Source organism: Paenibacillus sp. LjRoot56 (assembly GCF_964253335.1).
Lineage (GTDB): Bacteria > Bacillota > Bacilli > Paenibacillales > NBRC-103111 > Paenibacillus_E > Paenibacillus_E allorhizoplanae.
In genome coordinates, this window is record NZ_CAXURV020000002.1 from 682,106 (window position 1) to 700,273 (window position 18,168).

The window sequence follows — 18,168 nt, forward strand, 5'->3', positions numbered from 1 at the left end:
CAACAGAAGGGGAATACACGAATGAAAATGAGGAATTCTTTGAAAAAAAGCATAATAGTTGGCACGGTGCTAACAATGGCGATCACGCCATTCCTGCCATTTGGTTCGCAACAAGCTTATGCACATGGTGGCAGCTTTGAAGATGAATACATGGCCTTACGACCAACGCTTGAGGAATTTGGTGCTGCGGTGTATTGGGATGAAACGTCGAAGACGATTCAAGTCGTGAAGGATGGCAAAGTGGCTCAGCTTCAGTTGAATAGTGCCGATGCAAAAGTGAATGGGACGCTGCGGACACTTGCTGGGCCTGTGGTGATGAAGAATGGGATCACATACGTGTATCATGATTTTATTAATGCTATTTTCCAATCTGACGTAGTGCCAAGTGTTCAAATTTCAAAGGATTCGAACCCACTTAATCCGCTAACCGCTCAAGAGATAGAGAAAGCTGTCAGCATTGTAAAAGGATCTGAAGGTTACAAAGAGACGATTCTCTTTACGGAAATCTCGTTGAAGCCGCCGGCGAAAAGCGATGTGTGGAGCTATGTCTTAGCAGGTGAAAGAAATAAGCTTCTACCTCGAGTAGCTGAATTCGTAGCGCTGGACGGTAAATATGTCATCGAAGGGGAAGTGAATCTTGCGGATGGGAAGCTGACCAAATGGGAAACCAAGGAAGGCGCACAAGGTATGGTTACACTGGACGATATGATTACGGTACAGAGCGTCATTGAAAGGAATGCAGCGTATGCGGAAGCCATTGCGAAGCGAGGTATTTCGGATATCAAGAAAGTGGTGACCACTCCTTTGACGGTTGGTTATTTTGGCGGTGAGGATGATCTGGTTGAGGATGCGCGTCTCTTGAAGGTTGTTTCCTATTTGGATACAGGGGATGGAAACTTCTGGGCACACCCCATTGAAGACCTAGTAGCTGTTGTCGATTTGGAAAAGAAACAAATTATTAAAATTGAAGATAACGGGGTCATCCCAGTTCCGATGCAAGCGAACCCTTATGATGGTCGTAATTTTGCTGACAAGCTAGCCCAGAAGCCTCTTACGATTGATGAATCAGCGGGTAAAAATTACAATTTAACGGGCAATATGATCTCCTGGGGGAATTGGGATTTCCATTTGAGATTGGATAGTCGTGTGGGGCCAATTCTTTCGACAATGACGTATAACGATCAAGGAGAAAAGCGTAAAATCATGTACGAAGGTTCACTCGGTGGCATGGTCGTACCTTATGGCGATCCGGATATCGGCTGGTATTTCAAGACGTATTTTGATTCCGGGGAGTATGGCATGGGGACGCTGACGTCTTCTCTTGTAAAAGGAAAGGACGTACCTAACAACGCGGTGTTGCTAGATGCGGTTACTGCAGACACGCAAGGGAATCCGCGTACGATCCCGAATGCAATGGCTGTGTTCGAACAATATGCAGGTCCCGAGTATCGCCATGATACGATGTCGGCGCAAGGAACTGATAGCAAAGAGCGTAGAGAATTAGTCGTTCGTTGGATTTCGACGGTGGGGAATTATGATTATATTTTCGATTGGGTGCTGCAACCGAACGGTACGATCAAAATCGATGTGGGTGCTTCCGGAATTGAAGCGGTCAAAGGTGTCGTAACCACCAATATGCACGATGCATCGGCGACTGAGGATACGAAATATGGCACATTGCTTGATAAAAATATCGTAGGCACAACACATCAGCATATTTATAATTTTAGACTCGATATGGATGTGGATGGGGAAAATAACTCTTTAACGGAAATTGATCCGAAAGTCGCTGTGAATATGGATGGTGGACCTCGTAAAAGTGTCATGATCACCGAGCATAAAACCGTTAAAACCGAACAAGAAGCTACGCAGAAATTCGATCCATCTACGATTCGAATTCTAAGTAATCCGAATAAGGAAAACAAAGTAGGTAACCAGGTCTCTTATCAAATTATTCCTTTTGCTGGTGGAACACATCCAATTGCGAAGGGAGCGCTATTCAGTGCTGACGACTGGCTATTCAAACGTGCAGGCTTTATGGATAAGCAAATTTGGGTGACGACTTACAATCCGGATGAGCGTTATCCAGAAGGCAAGTACCCGAATCGCACTGCAAAGGATACAGGTTTAGGTGAATTTACAGCAGACAATGCTTCAATCGAGAACACAGATGACGTGGTTTGGATCACGACAGGCGCTACCCATGTGGCTCGTGCGGAAGAATGGCCGATTATGCCAACGGAATGGGTACACGCGATGTTGAAGCCGTGGAACTTCTTCGATAATACGCCAACCATGAATTTGCCATAAATGATGTTGGGCACGTCACTCGGTGTTTAACTGGAAAACCTCCATCTATCTTCACTCGAAAAGCTTGATATTGCTGAAAGGATGGAAAAAGTACAGCTAAAATACCCACGATCGGCTGTTTCAGCCAAATCAGGCAATATTAGCTGTACAAAATCCATCTAATTGATCGGATTTGCAAAAACAGGGAGAATTAGCTGTAGTTTTTACAGCAAGATGGGTGCCTGGAGGTTCTCGGCGGCACCGTGACCGTTGCGGCTAGACAAGAAGCTGATCTTAAGTAGAATAATCTACTTGAGATCAGCTTCTTTATCATTTCCCCGCCAATTGCCATGCCGGTAATCGGAAGGTGTAGTGCCCGTCGTGCTTTTGAACATACGCGCAAAATGAAACGAGTTCTTGAACCCGCAGCGCATGGCGATTTCGCCAATGGCTAAGCCAGTTTGCGTTAGTAACTCGTTTGCCCGCAAAATGCGATAATTCCATACGAATTTGATCGGCGTGACGCCCTCGTGTTTACGAAACAAGCGAACCAGATGCTCAGGAGACAACCCGACTTCATCAGCAATGCCTTCCAGCGAGAGATGATCATGGAATTGTTGCTCGATATATTGCTTTGCGTGTAGAACCGAAGGGTGCGTATGCTGCATATGATTGCTAGTCGATTCCGCAATAAATAACTGAATAGCCGCTAGTCCCAGACTGCAGAGGGTTTCCGAGGCCGCATCGTAGCGTAATCTTAAGGAAATTAAGATGTCCGTTAAGCGATTCATCTCTTCACTTATAGCTTGTGTATGTGGCAATTGCTCCAATTGGTCGCGTTGCTGCTCCGTAAGTTCACCAACATGAACGGCTATCCAGCGATGCCAAGTTTCTTGCTCTTTCGCGAACAAGAACTGTTCCTGATGACCAGGCTTCAAGAGGATCACTTGTCCAGGTTGAATCCTATGCGGAACCTCATCAATATGCACGGTCATGGAGCCGGTATGCAGCAAAACTAGTTGCAGATCCGCCTGTACACGGGGACCAAACCTACTGCCCGCTGGGTAGACAACAGTTCCGCCAACGGCAGCTCGTACTTTGGGGATGTTAATAATGGATTCTGATGTCATGAGCGAGATCCTTTTCCATGGTTTAATGAAAGAGATTGATATTGTTCACTACCACTTGAATATCAATTACAGATATATAATCGTCAATCACAGCCATTTTCGGAATGGGAGTGCGACTGTATGCTAAGTATATAGCTCGAGCTTATATTTTGAAAGGGGAATGGGATATGCAAAGTCAAGTTAAGGATCGGTTGACACCGTTAGGGGAAAAAGAATTGGCATTTTTTCATGAACATGGGTACTATTTATTGAAAAAAGGGTGCAGTGAGGATCTTGTTGATGCCTTTAATGGACACATTCACTCGATACGCTCAGCTGATGAGATAGCCGAATGGGCGCTCCCCAAAAAAGGCGGTCAGCATGTAACAGATAAGGACCGATTCTCGGTGCGATTATTTAATCCACATAAGCATGACGGCTTCTCACAACAAATCATGAAGCTCCCTGTCGTGCGAGGTGCGCTTGCTCAAATGATGGGGGACGAAGCCGTTTGTGTGCAAAGTATGTACTTCTATAAGGAGCCAGGCTCCCCAGGGCAAGCGCCGCATCAGGACTACTACTATATTAAGGATGACCCCAAGTCCATGATTGCTGCTTGGATTGCTTTGGAGGAAGTCGTTGATGAAGAGAATGGCTGTTTATGGGTAATCCCAGGTACACATAAATTAGGTTTGCTCCCGCATGGGAAAGTAACGAATCTCGAAGAGCATGAAAGCTGGACGGATGAAACTGAAGGTGTAGATTTGAGTCGAGAGATTCCAGTTATTATGGAAAAAGGGGACATTTTATTTTTCCATGAGCTGCTCATTCATTCCTCCTACAAAAATCGCAGCAAGGATCGCTGGCGCCGTTCGTATGTGTGTCATTATATTCGGAATGATTCCACAGTCTTGTTCCGGGAAGATCTACGGGTCAAATATCCGCTATATTAATTCAGTCAAAGCAGCCTTGCATCTTCAGATGAGGGCTTCTTTTTATTACAACGGTCTCTCATGCTGCGAAAAAGTAATAACATCCCTATGGAAATCCTTGCTATAATGGATGGGATTCAGTTCGGACTATCGCAACCAAAGGGGAGAGCGCTTTGTCGTTAATTGAGGTTAAGCATTTAAGGAAAACATTTGAAACCGATGTGAGACGAACGGGGCGATTTGCAACAATTCGGAGCTTGATCAAGCCCGAGAAGCGAGAGATGGTCGCGGTGGAGGATATTTCTTTTTCCATTGAAAAAGGGGAGAGTGTTGCCTATTTGGGACCTAATGGTGCAGGCAAATCGACAACGATCAAAATGCTGACAGGAATCCTGGAGCCGAGCGGCGGAAGTATTGAGGTGGCAGGCTTGATCCCGCATAAAAGCAGGAAGATGAGTTCCTATCAGATTGGTGTCGTATTCGGACAACGAAGTCAGCTGCTGTTTGATTTGCCTGTGAAGGATTCGTATGATTTATTACGGTATATGTATAGCATCTCTTGGGAGCAATATCACAGAAATTTACGTGAATTTGCAGAGGTTCTGGAAGTTGAGCATCTACTCAATCGTCCGGTGAGAACGCTTTCTCTTGGTCAGCGGATGCGTTGTGAAATCCTGGCTTCCTTGCTCCACGAGCCGGATATCCTCTTTCTGGATGAGCCTACCATTGGGCTCGATGTTGTGGCGAAGGAGCGAATCCGTGCATTTATCGAGAAGATCAATCGGGAAAAAGGCGTGACGCTGCTGCTGACAACTCATGACATGCATGATATCGAACGGTTGTGTCACCGGACGATGATTATTGATAAGGGGCGCCTCATTTATGATGGCAGCTTGCAGCATATTCGCGATCATTATGCGACTGAGCGTCAAATTAAAGCGACTTTCGAGGATACAAAGCACGCCGAAGCGGCGGCTTCACTATTCATTGGCTTCAATGTGCACACGTTGGTTGAAGAGCGGATGCTCAAAATTTCCTATGATCAGCATCACATTGATACGTCCACATTACTTAAGCATCTGTTAGAGCACACACAGCCGCGTGATCTGACCATGCAGGATGAAAACATCGACGCCTTAATTTCTCGGATTTATCGGGAAGGTATTTCAGGCTCACCGCAGGAGCCACAGCATGAGTTGGAAGGTGTGGTTGTTAGCTCATGAATACCCTTCAACGACTAGGCGGAATGTCTCGCATTGCGGTTCGCCAGCGCATGCAGTTTCGATTTGATTTTATGATGACACTCGTGTCAACGCTCATGTTCTGTGTGCTGTATTACATGTTGTGGAAAGCGATCTATCAGTATGGCAGCGGGCAGGTGTTGCCTTGGGAGCAATTAATAACCTATGTCATGGTAGGTCAAACGATTAACTTTGCTCGCTGGTCACCGGCGGAACGTGCTCCCACCTACGCCATGGCGTTACGTGTTCGTTCCGGGGACATAGCGCTGGATTTGATCCGACCGGTGGACTTCCAAGTACAACGATTTGTAGAAGCCGCAGGCTTTTTTGCCGTGGAAATGTTGTGGGTGAATATTCCCGCGCTTCTGCTGCTGATCTTTGGGCTCGGCATTCAATCACCACCAAGCTTGGCTACTGGAGCGGCCTTTCTTTTAAGTCTTATTATCGGTTTCTTGGTAGCCTTCAGTATTAACTCGATTATTATGATGATTTCGTTCATGACCACGAATACGTTCGGAGTACAGTTGGCGAAACGAGCGATGATGGATATTTTCGCAGGAACGTTGATTCCATTCGATTTCTTCCCAAGCAGCTTACAAACGATTCTTACCTATTTACCTTTTCAAGCAATGGCTTATATTCCATTATCGATTTATACAGGCAAGCTAACGGGTGTAGATATGGGTGTCGCGCTATTGGAGCAGCTTGCGTGGGCGCTAGTTATGATTGTCATTAGTCGATTGTTGTGGATGAAAGCAGCGAAGCGACTAGCGATTAACGGGGGGTGAGAGGATGTTGGCGCCAAAGAGAAGCTTCATGCAGCAGGTTGCGTATCTGATTGGGATGTATGGTCATTTTTTAAAAGTGTATGTCAAAACGTTGGTTGAATATCGTGCGGATACGATCATTGCGGTCATTGCGGGGATCGTTGCGCAGGGAAGTACGCTAATTTTCTTGACGGTCATTTTCAAACGCATTCCGATGTTGGCAGGATGGGACTACAATGAGTTGGTCTTCATGTTCGGACTGGCCGCCACGGGTCGAGCACTGAATCAAACATTTTTCAATGCGCCTTTCATGCTAACAGGCAACATTCGGAATGGTCGGATGGATATGATGATGGTGCGGCCTGTTGGCGTGCTTTTTCAAACCATTGGCTACTCCCAAGAGTTGAATGGCGTCGGCCAATTAATTACTGGCATGGCAATTATGGGCTATGCGGCGTCTCATTTGGAGATGAGTTGGACGTTCTTGAGCTTACTATATGTAGTCATTGCTTTATTGTGCAGCGCTCTTATTCAATTCTCGATTCTACTAACGATTAGTGTATTAACGTTCTGGTTTCAGGAGATACGATCTCTCATTTATCCAATAACGTGGCTATATGATTTCACAAGGTATCCTATGCAAATCTTTCATCCCATTCTACGTGGATTGTTAACTTATGTCATCCCGTACTCATTGGCCAGCTTCTATCCAGCGGCATATTTATTGCGACCAGAGCAATACGGCTGGGCCGCTTGGGGCGTTCCAGCCGTAACGATGGTGGTCGTAATGGGGGCTTATTTTATATGGTCACAGGGGTTAAGGCGTTATTCGAGTGTTGCGGGATAAATGGTTCGTTGCGACTGCAGTCGATATACATGGGATACACACCTTCCTGTATGGGAGGAGCGACCTTCATGGTAACAGGAGGTATCACTGCGGGTAGAGGCTCTTGTAAGTTGGAAGCCGTCTGTCTGAGGCGCTTACTCTTCTCGAAGACATCAATGACGAGATAGTACATAATACATAGCACGATAAAACCCAATCCGCAGATTTGTAAGTTTTGCATCCTAGTACGCCTCCTATGAATCATTTTTCATAGATTAACGCATTTCAAATGCGATGTCGCTCGAAAGTCGGTGTCGTTTTCTGACATATTGTCAAAAGGCTTCAAAAGGCTCCTAAATGTATTCCTTTATCTTGACATTATCAGTGAGAACCATTATCATTCGTTGTAGAGGACTAAATGAAAATGATTATCAATTGGTGGCGAGAGTGAAAGGCATCATGAGGGGGCTAGTCGATATGGAACATAGCGAGAATGGTATTGGCGTCGGGAACTTGCAGGTTATTGCGGATTTTCAATTAGAGCGATGGCTGCATACCCTTACTCATGAAGATCGTGAGACAGATTCGCAGGAGTTGAATTGGCAGCAGCTTACTCAATTCGCAGCGTATCACGCGATCAACGCATGGTATTCATTACCACCTGCTGCTCGGACACAACATATGTTAAAGAATGAATTCGAGAAAAAGTGGACGAATAAAACGCAAAAATTCGGAACGGATACATTTTATAGTGAGGTTAAACATCGCGTCATGGATCAGTTGTATCACATTCTGACGAATAAAAATCGGATCGAGTGGCCGCTCCTTTTATTCGAAAGCATGGATGTATGGATTGATGAGCTAGATTTGGGATTATCCATGATCGTTCAAGTAATGGAATCTACAGAAGAATCCATTGTGATTCATAAATTTGTCATGGAGGACAGCGCGGCTTCGCTTGCCCTGTTTACACATATGTCGGTTGTTTTTTGCAATAAGGCTTTTGGAGAGAAACCTGTGCAGCTGCAAGTCGTCAATCTGATGAGCGGCAAGAAGCACCGCATCGAGACGAACCATTTCACAATGGACCAATCGCTCGATTATCTCAGGCTTGTGAAAGATGTGTATTTGGAAAGTCGCAGGTGTACCTGCTGCAGAGAGGACGGACTTCATGGAAATAAATTCGACTTGGCAATCCACCAATGACTTGCTGTCCCTAAAGTTTACTACGTTGACCGCATCCCGAGACGGGGTATTGTATGCGGGAACGGAAGGACATGGTGTGGTCCAGTTCTCACCGTTACGTTCCTGGGAAAGCGCATCGGAAGGGTTGCCAGCGCAGGTTCATGTCTACCGTTTAGACTGGGTGGAGACGCAGCTATTCGCTTCTACGAGCCGCGGATTGTATCATTTAGAGGATGAGATATGGCTCCAAACGAGTGTCACCGATCCCTGTTATGCGGCGATTGGCTGGGGTGATCGATTTGTTCTCACGGAGAACGGCTTGCTCTGTGGAAGTGATGCTGAATGGCTGCCGCTGGCCTACCGTGGGAAGAAAACCTATGATTTGCTAGTTACACCTCATTTTATATTCCTGGGCTACGAGGATGGCGTTGCCTTTTACGATTTATTTACTGGCGAATGGTGCAGTATGCCACTCCATCAAGCGGTGACTAGTTTAGCCGTATTCAACACGATGCTGGTCGGGACGACAGAACGTGGGGGTTTGATCGTGGGCAATAAGAATGGCGGATTCAATCAACATCGATTCGATGAGATGTTCTTGAATCGCTTAGTCACGCATCGGGGGGAAGTCTACGTATGTGCCAATACGGGGCTGTATAAGCTGAGCGAGATCAGAGGCAACATTATACTGCACGCGTTAAATGCGCAAGCCGAGGTGACGGATCTACTGATTTGGCGTGATATGATGGTCATATCGACGCGTGATTCAGGTATTAAATATAAACATGCCGATAAGACGGGTTTTCAAACGGTTTTGTAAGACATAGAAGCTCCCAGCGATTTATTCGCGGGAGCTTTTTTCAATTGGTTGTAAGAGAGGAGAAGGGACTAAAGAGGAGATCGTGCTGTAAAGCCTAACTAAGCATGCCAAATCCTTGGCATGGCTATCGGTTCTTTCCCCAGTTCCGCCCAAATATAGGACAGTAACAGGCGAGCTTTCAAATCTTTATAATCGGACTCATCCCATAAATTACGAATCTCACCTGGATCCTCTTGGAGGTCAAAGAGTTCACCATAGGTTTGATTATAGTAGACGGTTAGCTTATATCGATCATCTACATACGTTTTCTGATGAATGGTTGTCTTCTCGTGACGGAATTCGCAAATTGCATGGTCGCGCGCGCGTTCTGATTGACCTGTCCACACGCTGCTTTGGTCGACACCCGTCATGAAGCATGGGACCGGGAGGCCAGCCATGGATAGAAAAGTAGGTGCGAGATCGACGAGAGATTGGATTGCAGTCGACGTTTTACCCGCTGGAACTTGACCTGGATAGCGGACGATGAAAGGGAGCTTAATCAAATCTTCATAATGGAAGCCGCCTTTGTATTGTAGACCATGCTGCCCGAAGAAATGACCATGATCCGTGGTAAATACAACGATCGTATTCTCGGCAAGCCCAAGCTCGTCCAACCGATCCAAGATACGGCCAATGTGTGCATCCATGCAGCTGATCATCCCGTAATAGGTGGCCACGAGTTGCTTGCGTTCACTCTCCGGCAGGTGGGAATGGGAGGAATAGCCATGAATGCCATAGCCGCTTTCTTTCAGATAAGAGAAGTCGGGATTCTCTTCTTGTGTCAGCTGAAAATGTGGTGGATTCTTCTCGTGCTCGTCAGGTGTGACGGTTGGGATGGTCAACTTCTCTGGATCATACATCGTGTCCCATGGCGAAGGGACTAAATAGTCGGGATGCGGATCGAAGAAGCTCGACCATAGGAAGAAGCCATCATCGGACTCCTTGTATTGTTCAAGCAGCGCATTCGTTCTTTCTGCAATCCACGTATTATAGTGGAACTCCTCCGGAATAGCCCAATGATGCAGCTGATTAGGGTCCATGGTTCCAGTTGGAGCTAAGAAATAATCACGCCAGTTCGTTAGCCCTTTCTCCTCCATCCATAGCGCATAATGTTGTCCCACATGAGCTTCATTCGTATGATTCCGTGCTAATTCAACATGGTCAAAGCCATAGAAAGGTTGGTCAAATGCTTTCCAATAATCCAGGTCCTGCAGGATTGGATAAGCTTCTAGTGAGGGATATTCCTCTGTACTTTTGAGCGGTTGGAAATGTGCTTTACCGATCAGTGCTGTGCGATAATCCGCTTTCTTGAAATCTTCACCTACGGTATGTCGATCTTCCAAAAGCTTCGTGCCGAGCGTCCATGCACCATGTTGGCTAGGATATTGTCCAGTTATAATGGAAGATCTAGTCGGTGTACATGTCGGATTGGGGCAATAAGCCCTTGTAAAAGTCGTTCCTTCATGAACGAGTCGATCTAAGTTAGGCGTAGATAGCTCTGGATTAAAAGCGCCAATCGTGTTCCAATGCTGCTGATCACTTGTGATGAGTAGAATATTCGGTTTCTTCAAGGGGATCTTCCGCCTTTCTTTATTCTTCTTACATACTAGGTTCAGTATAGAAATACGAGGGAGAAAATAACATGATAGAATGTTAGAAAGTTGTCATTATGTCTACTTTTTCGTAAAATTAGGTATTGAGTAACATGGGCGTGTAGGAGGCAAGAGATGCAAGAATATGAGATGGAATTTGCCGATGTTTGGTTCGCTATTTCACACCCCTTTCAAACAGCAAGCGGCTGTTGGATTGTACGGGCGGGGCAGAATATCGCCAAGTCCACGTATCACATAGGACCTAAAGTGATTGAGCAGACGAGCTTTCATTGGATTATGCAAGGCAAAGTAAGAGTGACTTCCCTTGACCATACAGTTGAATTAAGCGAAGGGGATTTATTTTGCTTATTTCCCGGACGTCCTTATGTGTACGAAACGATGCAAACGGAAGACAGTACTCCGCCGTTGAAAATGATTTGGTTAGCTATGGAAGGCAATCAATTGCCGTTATTAACAGCGGAGTTTGGCCTAACGCCACAGAAGTATTGGTTACATGACATGGTGAATAACGAAGTTGGAGAAGCACTGCGAAGCGTGATAGGTGTCATTTCGGGGGCGAAGAAAAATATGTTTCTCGAGCAGCGGACTCTCAGTGATCTTTTTTATAAAATGAACCTGCAAGCGAACCGTTCAGCCTCCAAGGAGAAAGAAAATTGGCTTGCACAGGTGAAGGATTTCTTTGATTTGCACTATACGGAGCATATACGTATCGAGGATGCCGCCAACCATTTTGGCTACCATCGGTCGCATGTGTATGCTGCATTCCTGAAGAAGTATGGCACCTCACCACAGCGGTACTTAGCCACCAAGCGTTTGGAGAAGGGCGCCGAACTGCTCAAAACCACTTCGTTATCGGTAACAGAAATCGCCTATTCGTTGGGGTATTCCGAATTATATGCCTTCACACGGGCATTTACGACGTATATGGGGGTCTCACCACGCAGTTATCGGGGGTAATGCTCGACAATTAATAATAAGACCGTGTTTTCTTGGTATCCAAGGGATGCGGTCTATTTTACTATTGATTTTTGACAGTTGAACGTTGACCATTATCCTTCAGAATGCCATAATCGATGATAAAACGAAATAGGGAGTCGGCCAATTATGGGATTACGTTCAGTCCTTGATATGTATCGGCATATGAAGATCAAAAATAAGTTGTCGATTTTGATAACGATGATTATCGCGGTATCTTTGGCATTTACAATTTTGATCCAGCAATATGTGTTTTCGATCTACGATGGGCAAATTTATGATAAATCTTCACGCGTGCTCAATTTATCGTCTACCGCGATCGAAACGGAGCTTAAGCGATTGCAACAACTCTCTTATCGAATTTTGGCAGAAGAGCAAGTTCAAGAATGGTTGACTTCACTCAAAAAAAATCCTTCCGATTATGATCGACTCATCATTAGTCAATACTTGGTAGATCGACTTATCAGCTATTCCGGAGAGGAACCCTATTTATTTTCCATTCAAATTATGGATGCCAAAGGAAATGAGCATGAGGGCGGCAACATTTTAAGAATGGACGCTGAACGGAAAAGGCACATCTTGAATGTGGCTGCGGAAGGCAATGGGGAAAATCGTTGGATATACCCGGACAGCAATGATTCTGCCTTGATTGCAACGCGGGAAATTCGCTCCTTTCACAAAACGAACTTTGATCTGGACTATTTAGGGACGCTTGTCATTCGAATCAATATTGAGAAGCTTGTACGTGATATCGCGCCTGAAGATGGCGATGTTATGATTGTTTCCGATGAGCATGTGATCTTTCCTAGAGAACCTTCCTTTGATTTGGGTCGAATTACGAAGCCTGTGAATGCTAGTAAAGGTTATGAAATTCAGAAGATTAACGGCGAAGAATATTTCATTGCCCAAATCCAGTCACTGAATACAAGTTGGACTTACTTGAACATCACGCCATTTAATCAAATCTTTGATCGCATCATCTTCATCAAGGAAATGGTTGTTTTCGTCTTTATTGCGATATTCGTAGTCGTGATCTTGTTAGGCATACGATTCTCGTACAGTTTAACTAGGCCGATCGACGAACTGATGGTGCGGATGAAGCTGGCGGAGAAAGGGAACTTCGAAGAGGCGAATTTATTTCCGCCAGGCGGGCAGGTAGCCATGAATGAAATTGGGCTCTTACAGCGAAGCTTCCGATTCATGATTGAACGGATCAATACGTTAATTCAGGAGAATTATGCGAATCGACTTCTGATTAAAGAAACGGAATTTAAAGCACTGCAATCCCAAATAAACCCTCATTTTCTGTACAACACGTTAGAATCGATTAATTGGATGGCCAAAGTAAATCGACAATCCAAAATCTCCGAAATGGTGGAAGCGCTGGCTTATTTACTTCGCCACTCTGTCGATTTGAAGGAACCCATCATTACACTCGGTGAGGAAATTGATATCGTTCGCAGCTATGTGACGATTCAGAAAATTCGATTCGAAGAACGATTGGTGTTTAGGTTGGATGTGCCTGAAGAATTAATGAGTCGGGCTATTCCCAAGCTGACCCTCCAGCCGCTGATGGAGAATGCTATTCATTATGCGTTAGAGTCAATCATTGAACCTTGTGAGATTACAATTCGAGGTTGGAGTACAGAAGATGGCATCTTCCTTGCTGTCGATGATACGGGACCAGGAATTCCCAATGGACTTATTGAAAGACTGCGTAGTGGTGAAGTGACGACGAAGGGGAAAGGTATCGGACTCCTGAATATTGATGATCGGATTAAGCTTGCTTTTGGCGAAGCCTACGGAATACGAGTGGATGAGTTAGCCAAACAGGGGGCTTCTATCATTTTAAGTTTACCTAAAGGACAGGAGGAATAAGGAATGTATAACGTATTGTTAGTTGATGATGAGCGTATTATCCTGGATGGCATCTCACGTATGGTGGATTGGTCTTCCTTACAAACGGAACTTATGGGGACTGCACGTAATGGTGTAGAAGCTTTTGAAATTATACAGAGACAGGCGCCTGATATTATTATAAGTGATATTCGTATGCCTGGGATGGATGGGCTTGAGCTGGTGGCGCGTGTGCATGAGGCGTATCCGCATATTCGCTTCGTGCTGCTATCGGGTTTTGGTGAATTTGACTATGCGAGCAGAGCGATGCAGTATGGCGTTAAGCATTATTTACTCAAGCCAACGAATGAAGGGAAGATTGGGGAAGCGCTGAAGGAAATCGTAGCAGAGCTAGAACAGGAGACAAGTAAAGAGTCGTTCGTTCGGAATATGAAGGCTGAGCTTGAGAAGGTGATGCCGCATGTGAAAGAACAATTCCTCAAGGAGTTTGTGACGAATAAGACGTATGGCAAAGTGGATTGGGACTATTTCCGAAGCTTATTTAAGCTTGACTTTGATTACCAAATTCGACTTCTCTTGTTTCAGTTGGAAGAGGGATTTGAGTTTGAACTATTGTTCGCCATCAAGAATATTGCTCAGGAAATCCTAGTTAGTCCTCTCCTTAGTACGACCATTGGGAATCATGTCTTAATTCTACTGGAAGAATCAGATCACATCGATCAGCTCCATGAGCGGATCTATCATATTCGAGATACTTTTCAAAGTTATTATAAAAGGGATGTCACGATCGCACTTAGTGAACCTAGCCACATAACACAAGCTAGAACGCTGTATAGGCAATGTCTTCATTTGTTGAATTATCGCTTTTATTTGGGAGAGGGCAGTCTCATTACCCGTAAAGATACCGAAGGCTCCCAAGAAGCTTCGCCGAAGGAGCTAGGTTGGGATGAGGAACGTCTCAATATGTCGGTGAGATCCGGTCATCGTGAGGAAGCGGAAGCAGCTTTACGTTCTTTTATTGGGGGCTTAAAAGAAGCTCAGCTTGATATTGATGTAACAAAATCATATGTCATTCAGCAATTTGTATCACTAGTTCGACAGTGCGCACCAGAAGAAATGAATCATTATTTCACCCAAATTCCTTTAATTGTTGAAATGAACACACTGCAAACGATTCAAACGTTTATGGAGAATGTTGTTATTACCATGACAGAACGATTCTATGGACTTAACAAAGTGAAGCATAGTGCAATTGTTCAAAAGGTTATTGATGTCATCACTTCTCAGCTAGGAAACTCCGAGCTCAGCTTGAACTGGGTAGCGCATGAAATGCTGTATATGAATGCAGACTATCTCGGGAAACTATTCAAGAAGGAAACTGGCGAGAAATTTTCCAATTATGTCATGAAAGCTAGAATAAATCGCGCCACCGAGTTGATCGCCGAGGATGCGGATATCAAAATTTTCGAACTCGCTGAACGACTTGGTTTCGGAGACAATCCACAATACTTTAGTCAAGTATTCAAAAAATATCGAGGTTCAACCCCATCGGAATACATGAAATCGACAGACACCTCTGCATTTTAAACAAATAGGTCTGTATTTTGGATTAACGTTTGCTCCTTCCAGCGGCATAATACGAGTAGAAAGAAAACGATTACAACTTTGGGGAGGAAATGACAGATGAAAAAAGTCATGTTTACAGTAATCTCAGCAGCACTACTACTTGCAGGTTGCGGTACAAGTGGTTCTAGCGGATCAACAAGTACACCGAGCACAGGCACAAGCCCAGCAGCAAGTGCAGCACCAACGACGGGTGCCAAAGCAGATCCAGTTACTTTGCGCGTTTCTTGGTGGGGTGGACAAGCACGCCATGACTATACATTGAAAGTAATTGAATTGTATCAGCAGAAGCATCCGAATGTGAAAATCGAATCGGAGTATGCCGCATTCGACGACTATTGGAAGAAGCTTGCACCACAAGCTGCAGCTAACGGATTGCCAGACGTCTTTCAAATGGACGTTTCCTACCTTACACAATATGGCACTAGAGGGCAATTGGAAGATTTGACACCATTTACAACAAGCGGTGTGTTGAATGTGAAAGATATTGCAGAAAACAGTCTTTCCGGTGGTAAAATTGACGGTAAACTGGTTGCGATGAATGCAGGCTCCAATGCACTTGGCGCTACGATTGATCCGCAATTGCTGAAAGACAATGGCATTACACTGAAAGAAGATTGGACTTTCGCTGACTTGGACGCAGTTGGCGCGACGCTGAAAGCCAAAGGCAAGTTGCTTGCAGGTGATCTTCGTCATGACGTATACTTCCCATTCTATCTGAGAAGTGTTGGTCAGAAGCTATACGCGGCAGATGGCGCTAGTCTTGGTTATACCGATGATAAAGCCTTTGTTGACTACTACACGATGTATAAAAAATTGTATGATTCCGGTTACTTGCTGCCGCTTGATAAGCTAGCACAGAAAAAAGGAACGGCAGAAGACGACGAAATGGTACTAGGCAATGCGCTTGCTACATTCGGTTGGTCCAACCAATTTATTGGTTTCAATACAGCGGCTAAACGTACACTGGATGTAATGAAAACGCCAAGCTGGGGTCAAAACAAAGCCCTATTCTTAAAACCAAGTATGTTCTGGTCTGTGTCCAAGAGCTCTAAGAATAAAGAAGAAGCAGCAAAATTCGTTGACTTCTTGATCAATGATATCGATGCGAACAAAATCATCATGGGCGAGCGCGGTGTACCGGTTTCCTCCAAAGTGAAAGAAGCTTTGATGCCGCTATTGACACCAGAACAAAAGAAAGTATTTGAGTACGTAGCTTGGGCAGAGAAAAACGCTTCTCCAATGGATCCGCCAAGCCCAATTGGTTCCGTTGAAGTAGAGAAGCTGCTTAAAGATACGGCTGAACAAATCATGTACAAAAAGTTAACCGTTGAAGAAGGCGCAGCGAAATTCCGTAAGGACGCGAACGCAATCTTAGCTAAAAACAAAAAATAAGTTTGGTCCGAAAGCCTCCGCATGATGATTGTGCGGAGGCTTTTCATCGTTCAGTCGAGATCGTCAGCTTTAGTGATGTTTTTCATCACTAAAGAGCAGAAGGAGAGGCGAATCTGGCGAGATCGTCAGCTTTAGTGATGTTTTTCATCACTAAAGAGCAGAAGGAGAAGCGAATCTGGCGAGATCGTCATCTTTAGTGATGTTTTTCATACTAAAGAGCAGAAGGAGAGACGAATCTGTCGAGATCGTCATCTTTAGTGATGTTTTTCATCACTAAAGAGCAGAAGGAGAGACGAATCTGGCGAGATCGTCATCTTTAGTGATCAATCGAAAGTAGAAGCTACGTAACACCCGAGCCTGCCGCACCCCACGATAGAAATGACCTTCCAATAGGACCATGAAACCGCTATTATCACTCTGTTATTTATACAAATAGAACGGTTTTTTGCCTTCTGGCAGCGAATCAACTCTTTTATAATAAAGGTAGAGAAGAGAGGAAGCGAGGCTTCCGCTTCATAAATCAAGGTTAGGGGTTGATCACCAATGAACAAGCTGCGTTATAACGATAACCTGGTGGGGTACATATTTGCTTCCCCTTTCATTCTGGGATTTCTCATCTTCACACTGTATCCGATCATTTCTTCACTTTTTTATTCATTTACGGATTATAACTTGTTTGATGCTCCGAATTTTATCGGTTTTGACAACTATGAAAAAATGTTTACCGCGGACGATAAGTATTGGAAATCCGTCAGTGTAACTTTTACGTACGTGTTCGCCAGTGTACCACTTCGACTCGCATTCGCTTTGATGGTAGCGGTACTGCTCAATAAAGCTGTCTCAGGTATCGGCGTATACCGCTCCTCGTTTTACTTGCCTTCCTTAATCGGGGGCAGCGTGGCGGTTTCCATCATGTGGACGCAAGTGTTCGGAGATAAAGGCTTGGTCAATTCCGCACTAGGTGTTATTGGGATTCATACAGATACATCCTGGATTGGGAACCCGTCGACGGCGCTATGGACACTGATTGCTTTGTCCGTCTGGCAGTTCGGTTCTTCCATGCTCATCTTCCTTGCCGGTCTCAAAAACATTCCAGCCTCTTATTATGAAGCGGCGAGTGTAGACGGCGCGAATAAAATTCGCCAGTTCTTCAAGATTACACTTCCGTTGCTTAGCCCAATTATCCTGTTTAACCTAATTATGCAAACCATCTCTGCGTTCATGACCTTTACGCCAGCCTATATCATCTCACGCGGCGAAGGTGGACCGCTAGACAATACATTACTTTATTCTTTGTATTTATATCGCAGAGCATTCCAATTCTACGAAATGGGTTATGCTTCCGCAATGGCGTGGGTCATGCTAATACTTGTCGGTATCATTGCACTCGTTATTTTCCAAACTTCGAAATACTGGGTTTACTACGAAAACAAAGGAGAGAAATAACATGGCACATTCGAATAACTACAAACGCTTTGGCTATCATCTCCTTTTAGT

General features: G+C 44.8%; 15 protein-coding genes. 12 read left to right on the forward strand and 3 right to left on the reverse strand.

Going from position 1 to position 18,168, the window contains the following annotated elements; all coding sequences use genetic code 11:
• Positions 1 to 21 precede the first annotated feature (21 nt).
• Positions 22 to 2,310 (forward strand): stalk domain-containing protein, encoded by a 2,289-nt coding sequence (locus tag ACSQ8O_RS15520; protein ID WP_436242432.1) that lies wholly within the window; start codon positions 22 to 24, stop codon positions 2,308 to 2,310.
• Between the two features lie 287 nt (positions 2,311 to 2,597).
• On the opposite strand, the gene ACSQ8O_RS15525 is transcribed toward ACSQ8O_RS15520, so the two are convergent.
• On the reverse strand, positions 2,598 to 3,419 hold the full coding sequence (locus ACSQ8O_RS15525; RefSeq protein WP_436242433.1) for a helix-turn-helix domain-containing protein: 822 nt from the start codon (positions 3,417 to 3,419) through the stop codon (positions 2,598 to 2,600).
• A gap of 167 nt (positions 3,420 to 3,586) precedes the next feature.
• On the opposite strand from ACSQ8O_RS15525, the gene ACSQ8O_RS15530 reads away from it, so the two are divergent.
• The 4 genes from ACSQ8O_RS15530 to ACSQ8O_RS15545 all read left to right on the forward strand — a co-directional run bounded on the left by ACSQ8O_RS15530 (position 3,587) and on the right by ACSQ8O_RS15545 (position 7,185).
• A complete protein-coding gene (locus ACSQ8O_RS15530; RefSeq protein ID WP_436242434.1) occupies positions 3,587 to 4,351 on the forward strand; it encodes a phytanoyl-CoA dioxygenase family protein in 765 nt (254 codons plus the stop codon).
• A 152-nt stretch (positions 4,352 to 4,503) separates the two neighbouring features.
• Entirely contained in the window at positions 4,504 to 5,553 is a 1,050-nt protein-coding gene (locus ACSQ8O_RS15535; protein ID WP_436242435.1) for an ABC transporter ATP-binding protein, read from the forward strand.
• The gene (locus tag ACSQ8O_RS15540; RefSeq protein WP_436242436.1) at positions 5,550 to 6,359 is read left to right on the forward strand and encodes an ABC transporter permease; all 810 of its coding nucleotides are present in this window, start codon (positions 5,550 to 5,552) and stop codon (positions 6,357 to 6,359) included. The genes ACSQ8O_RS15535 and ACSQ8O_RS15540 overlap by 4 nt, the downstream gene beginning before the upstream one ends.
• Before the next feature lie 4 nt (positions 6,360 to 6,363).
• Positions 6,364 to 7,185, forward strand: a complete 822-nt coding sequence (locus ACSQ8O_RS15545; RefSeq protein WP_436242437.1) for an ABC transporter permease — start codon at positions 6,364 to 6,366, stop codon at positions 7,183 to 7,185.
• Here the strand turns inward: ACSQ8O_RS15545 and ACSQ8O_RS15550 are convergent.
• Positions 7,139 to 7,405, reverse strand: a complete 267-nt coding sequence (locus ACSQ8O_RS15550; RefSeq protein WP_436242438.1) for a hypothetical protein — start codon at positions 7,403 to 7,405, stop codon at positions 7,139 to 7,141. The two genes, ACSQ8O_RS15545 and ACSQ8O_RS15550, sit on opposite strands and share 47 nt — an antisense overlap.
• A 236-nt stretch (positions 7,406 to 7,641) precedes the next feature.
• Here ACSQ8O_RS15550 and ACSQ8O_RS15555 point away from each other — a divergent pair, with 236 nt between their 5' ends.
• Both ACSQ8O_RS15555 and ACSQ8O_RS15560 read left to right on the forward strand, forming a co-directional pair.
• The gene (locus tag ACSQ8O_RS15555; protein ID WP_436242439.1) at positions 7,642 to 8,370 is read left to right on the forward strand and encodes a hypothetical protein; all 729 of its coding nucleotides are present in this window, start codon (positions 7,642 to 7,644) and stop codon (positions 8,368 to 8,370) included.
• A complete protein-coding gene (locus ACSQ8O_RS15560) occupies positions 8,336 to 9,169 on the forward strand; it encodes a hypothetical protein (protein ID WP_436242440.1) in 834 nt (277 codons plus the stop codon). Before ACSQ8O_RS15555 ends, ACSQ8O_RS15560 begins: the two co-directional genes overlap by 35 nt.
• Before the next feature lie 98 nt (positions 9,170 to 9,267).
• On the opposite strand, the gene ACSQ8O_RS15565 is transcribed toward ACSQ8O_RS15560, so the two are convergent.
• Entirely contained in the window at positions 9,268 to 10,779 is a 1,512-nt protein-coding gene (locus ACSQ8O_RS15565) for a sulfatase family protein (protein ID WP_436242441.1), read from the reverse strand.
• A gap of 156 nt (positions 10,780 to 10,935) precedes the next feature.
• On the opposite strand from ACSQ8O_RS15565, the gene ACSQ8O_RS15570 reads away from it, so the two are divergent.
• The 5 genes from ACSQ8O_RS15570 (at position 10,936) to ACSQ8O_RS15590 (ending at position 18,117) form a co-directional block, all read left to right on the forward strand.
• Positions 10,936 to 11,778, forward strand: coding sequence for an AraC family transcriptional regulator (locus tag ACSQ8O_RS15570; RefSeq protein ID WP_436242442.1), 843 nt, complete (start codon positions 10,936 to 10,938; stop codon positions 11,776 to 11,778).
• A 147-nt stretch (positions 11,779 to 11,925) separates the two neighbouring features.
• Entirely contained in the window at positions 11,926 to 13,674 is a 1,749-nt protein-coding gene (locus tag ACSQ8O_RS15575) for a sensor histidine kinase (protein ID WP_436242443.1), read from the forward strand.
• A gap of 3 nt (positions 13,675 to 13,677) precedes the next feature.
• On the forward strand, positions 13,678 to 15,240 hold the full coding sequence (locus ACSQ8O_RS15580) for a response regulator transcription factor (protein WP_056613080.1): 1,563 nt from the start codon (positions 13,678 to 13,680) through the stop codon (positions 15,238 to 15,240).
• A gap of 96 nt (positions 15,241 to 15,336) precedes the next feature.
• Positions 15,337 to 16,671: an ABC transporter substrate-binding protein gene (locus ACSQ8O_RS15585; RefSeq protein ID WP_436242444.1), complete on the forward strand. Its 1,335-nt coding sequence runs from the start codon at positions 15,337 to 15,339 to the stop codon at positions 16,669 to 16,671.
• Between the two features lie 543 nt (positions 16,672 to 17,214).
• Complete coding sequence (locus ACSQ8O_RS15590) at positions 17,215 to 18,117, forward strand: carbohydrate ABC transporter permease (protein ID WP_056613083.1); 903 nt, start codon at positions 17,215 to 17,217, stop codon at positions 18,115 to 18,117.
• Positions 18,118 to 18,168: the final 51 nt, after the last annotated feature.

What these genes read in the sequence shown, in the direction of transcription:
- ACSQ8O_RS15520 (WP_436242432.1), top strand. Translation starts at nt 22, where the DNA reads ATGAAAATGAGGAATTCTTTGAAAAAAAGCATAATAGTTGGCACGGTG.
- ACSQ8O_RS15525 (WP_436242433.1), bottom strand. Translation starts at nt 3,419, where the DNA reads ATGACATCAGAATCCATTATTAACATCCCCAAAGTACGAGCTGCCGTT.
- ACSQ8O_RS15530 (WP_436242434.1), top strand. Translation starts at nt 3,587, where the DNA reads ATGCAAAGTCAAGTTAAGGATCGGTTGACACCGTTAGGGGAAAAAGAA.
- ACSQ8O_RS15540 (WP_436242436.1), top strand. Translation starts at nt 5,550, where the DNA reads ATGAATACCCTTCAACGACTAGGCGGAATGTCTCGCATTGCGGTTCGC.
- ACSQ8O_RS15545 (WP_436242437.1), top strand. Translation starts at nt 6,364, where the DNA reads ATGTTGGCGCCAAAGAGAAGCTTCATGCAGCAGGTTGCGTATCTGATT.
- ACSQ8O_RS15550 (WP_436242438.1), bottom strand. Translation starts at nt 7,405, where the DNA reads ATGCAAAACTTACAAATCTGCGGATTGGGTTTTATCGTGCTATGTATT.
- ACSQ8O_RS15555 (WP_436242439.1), top strand. Translation starts at nt 7,642, where the DNA reads ATGGAACATAGCGAGAATGGTATTGGCGTCGGGAACTTGCAGGTTATT.
- ACSQ8O_RS15560 (WP_436242440.1), top strand. Translation starts at nt 8,336, where the DNA reads ATGGAAATAAATTCGACTTGGCAATCCACCAATGACTTGCTGTCCCTA.
- ACSQ8O_RS15570 (WP_436242442.1), top strand. Translation starts at nt 10,936, where the DNA reads ATGCAAGAATATGAGATGGAATTTGCCGATGTTTGGTTCGCTATTTCA.
- ACSQ8O_RS15575 (WP_436242443.1), top strand. Translation starts at nt 11,926, where the DNA reads ATGGGATTACGTTCAGTCCTTGATATGTATCGGCATATGAAGATCAAA.
- ACSQ8O_RS15580 (WP_056613080.1), top strand. Translation starts at nt 13,678, where the DNA reads ATGTATAACGTATTGTTAGTTGATGATGAGCGTATTATCCTGGATGGC.
- ACSQ8O_RS15585 (WP_436242444.1), top strand. Translation starts at nt 15,337, where the DNA reads ATGAAAAAAGTCATGTTTACAGTAATCTCAGCAGCACTACTACTTGCA.
- ACSQ8O_RS15590 (WP_056613083.1), top strand. Translation starts at nt 17,215, where the DNA reads ATGAACAAGCTGCGTTATAACGATAACCTGGTGGGGTACATATTTGCT.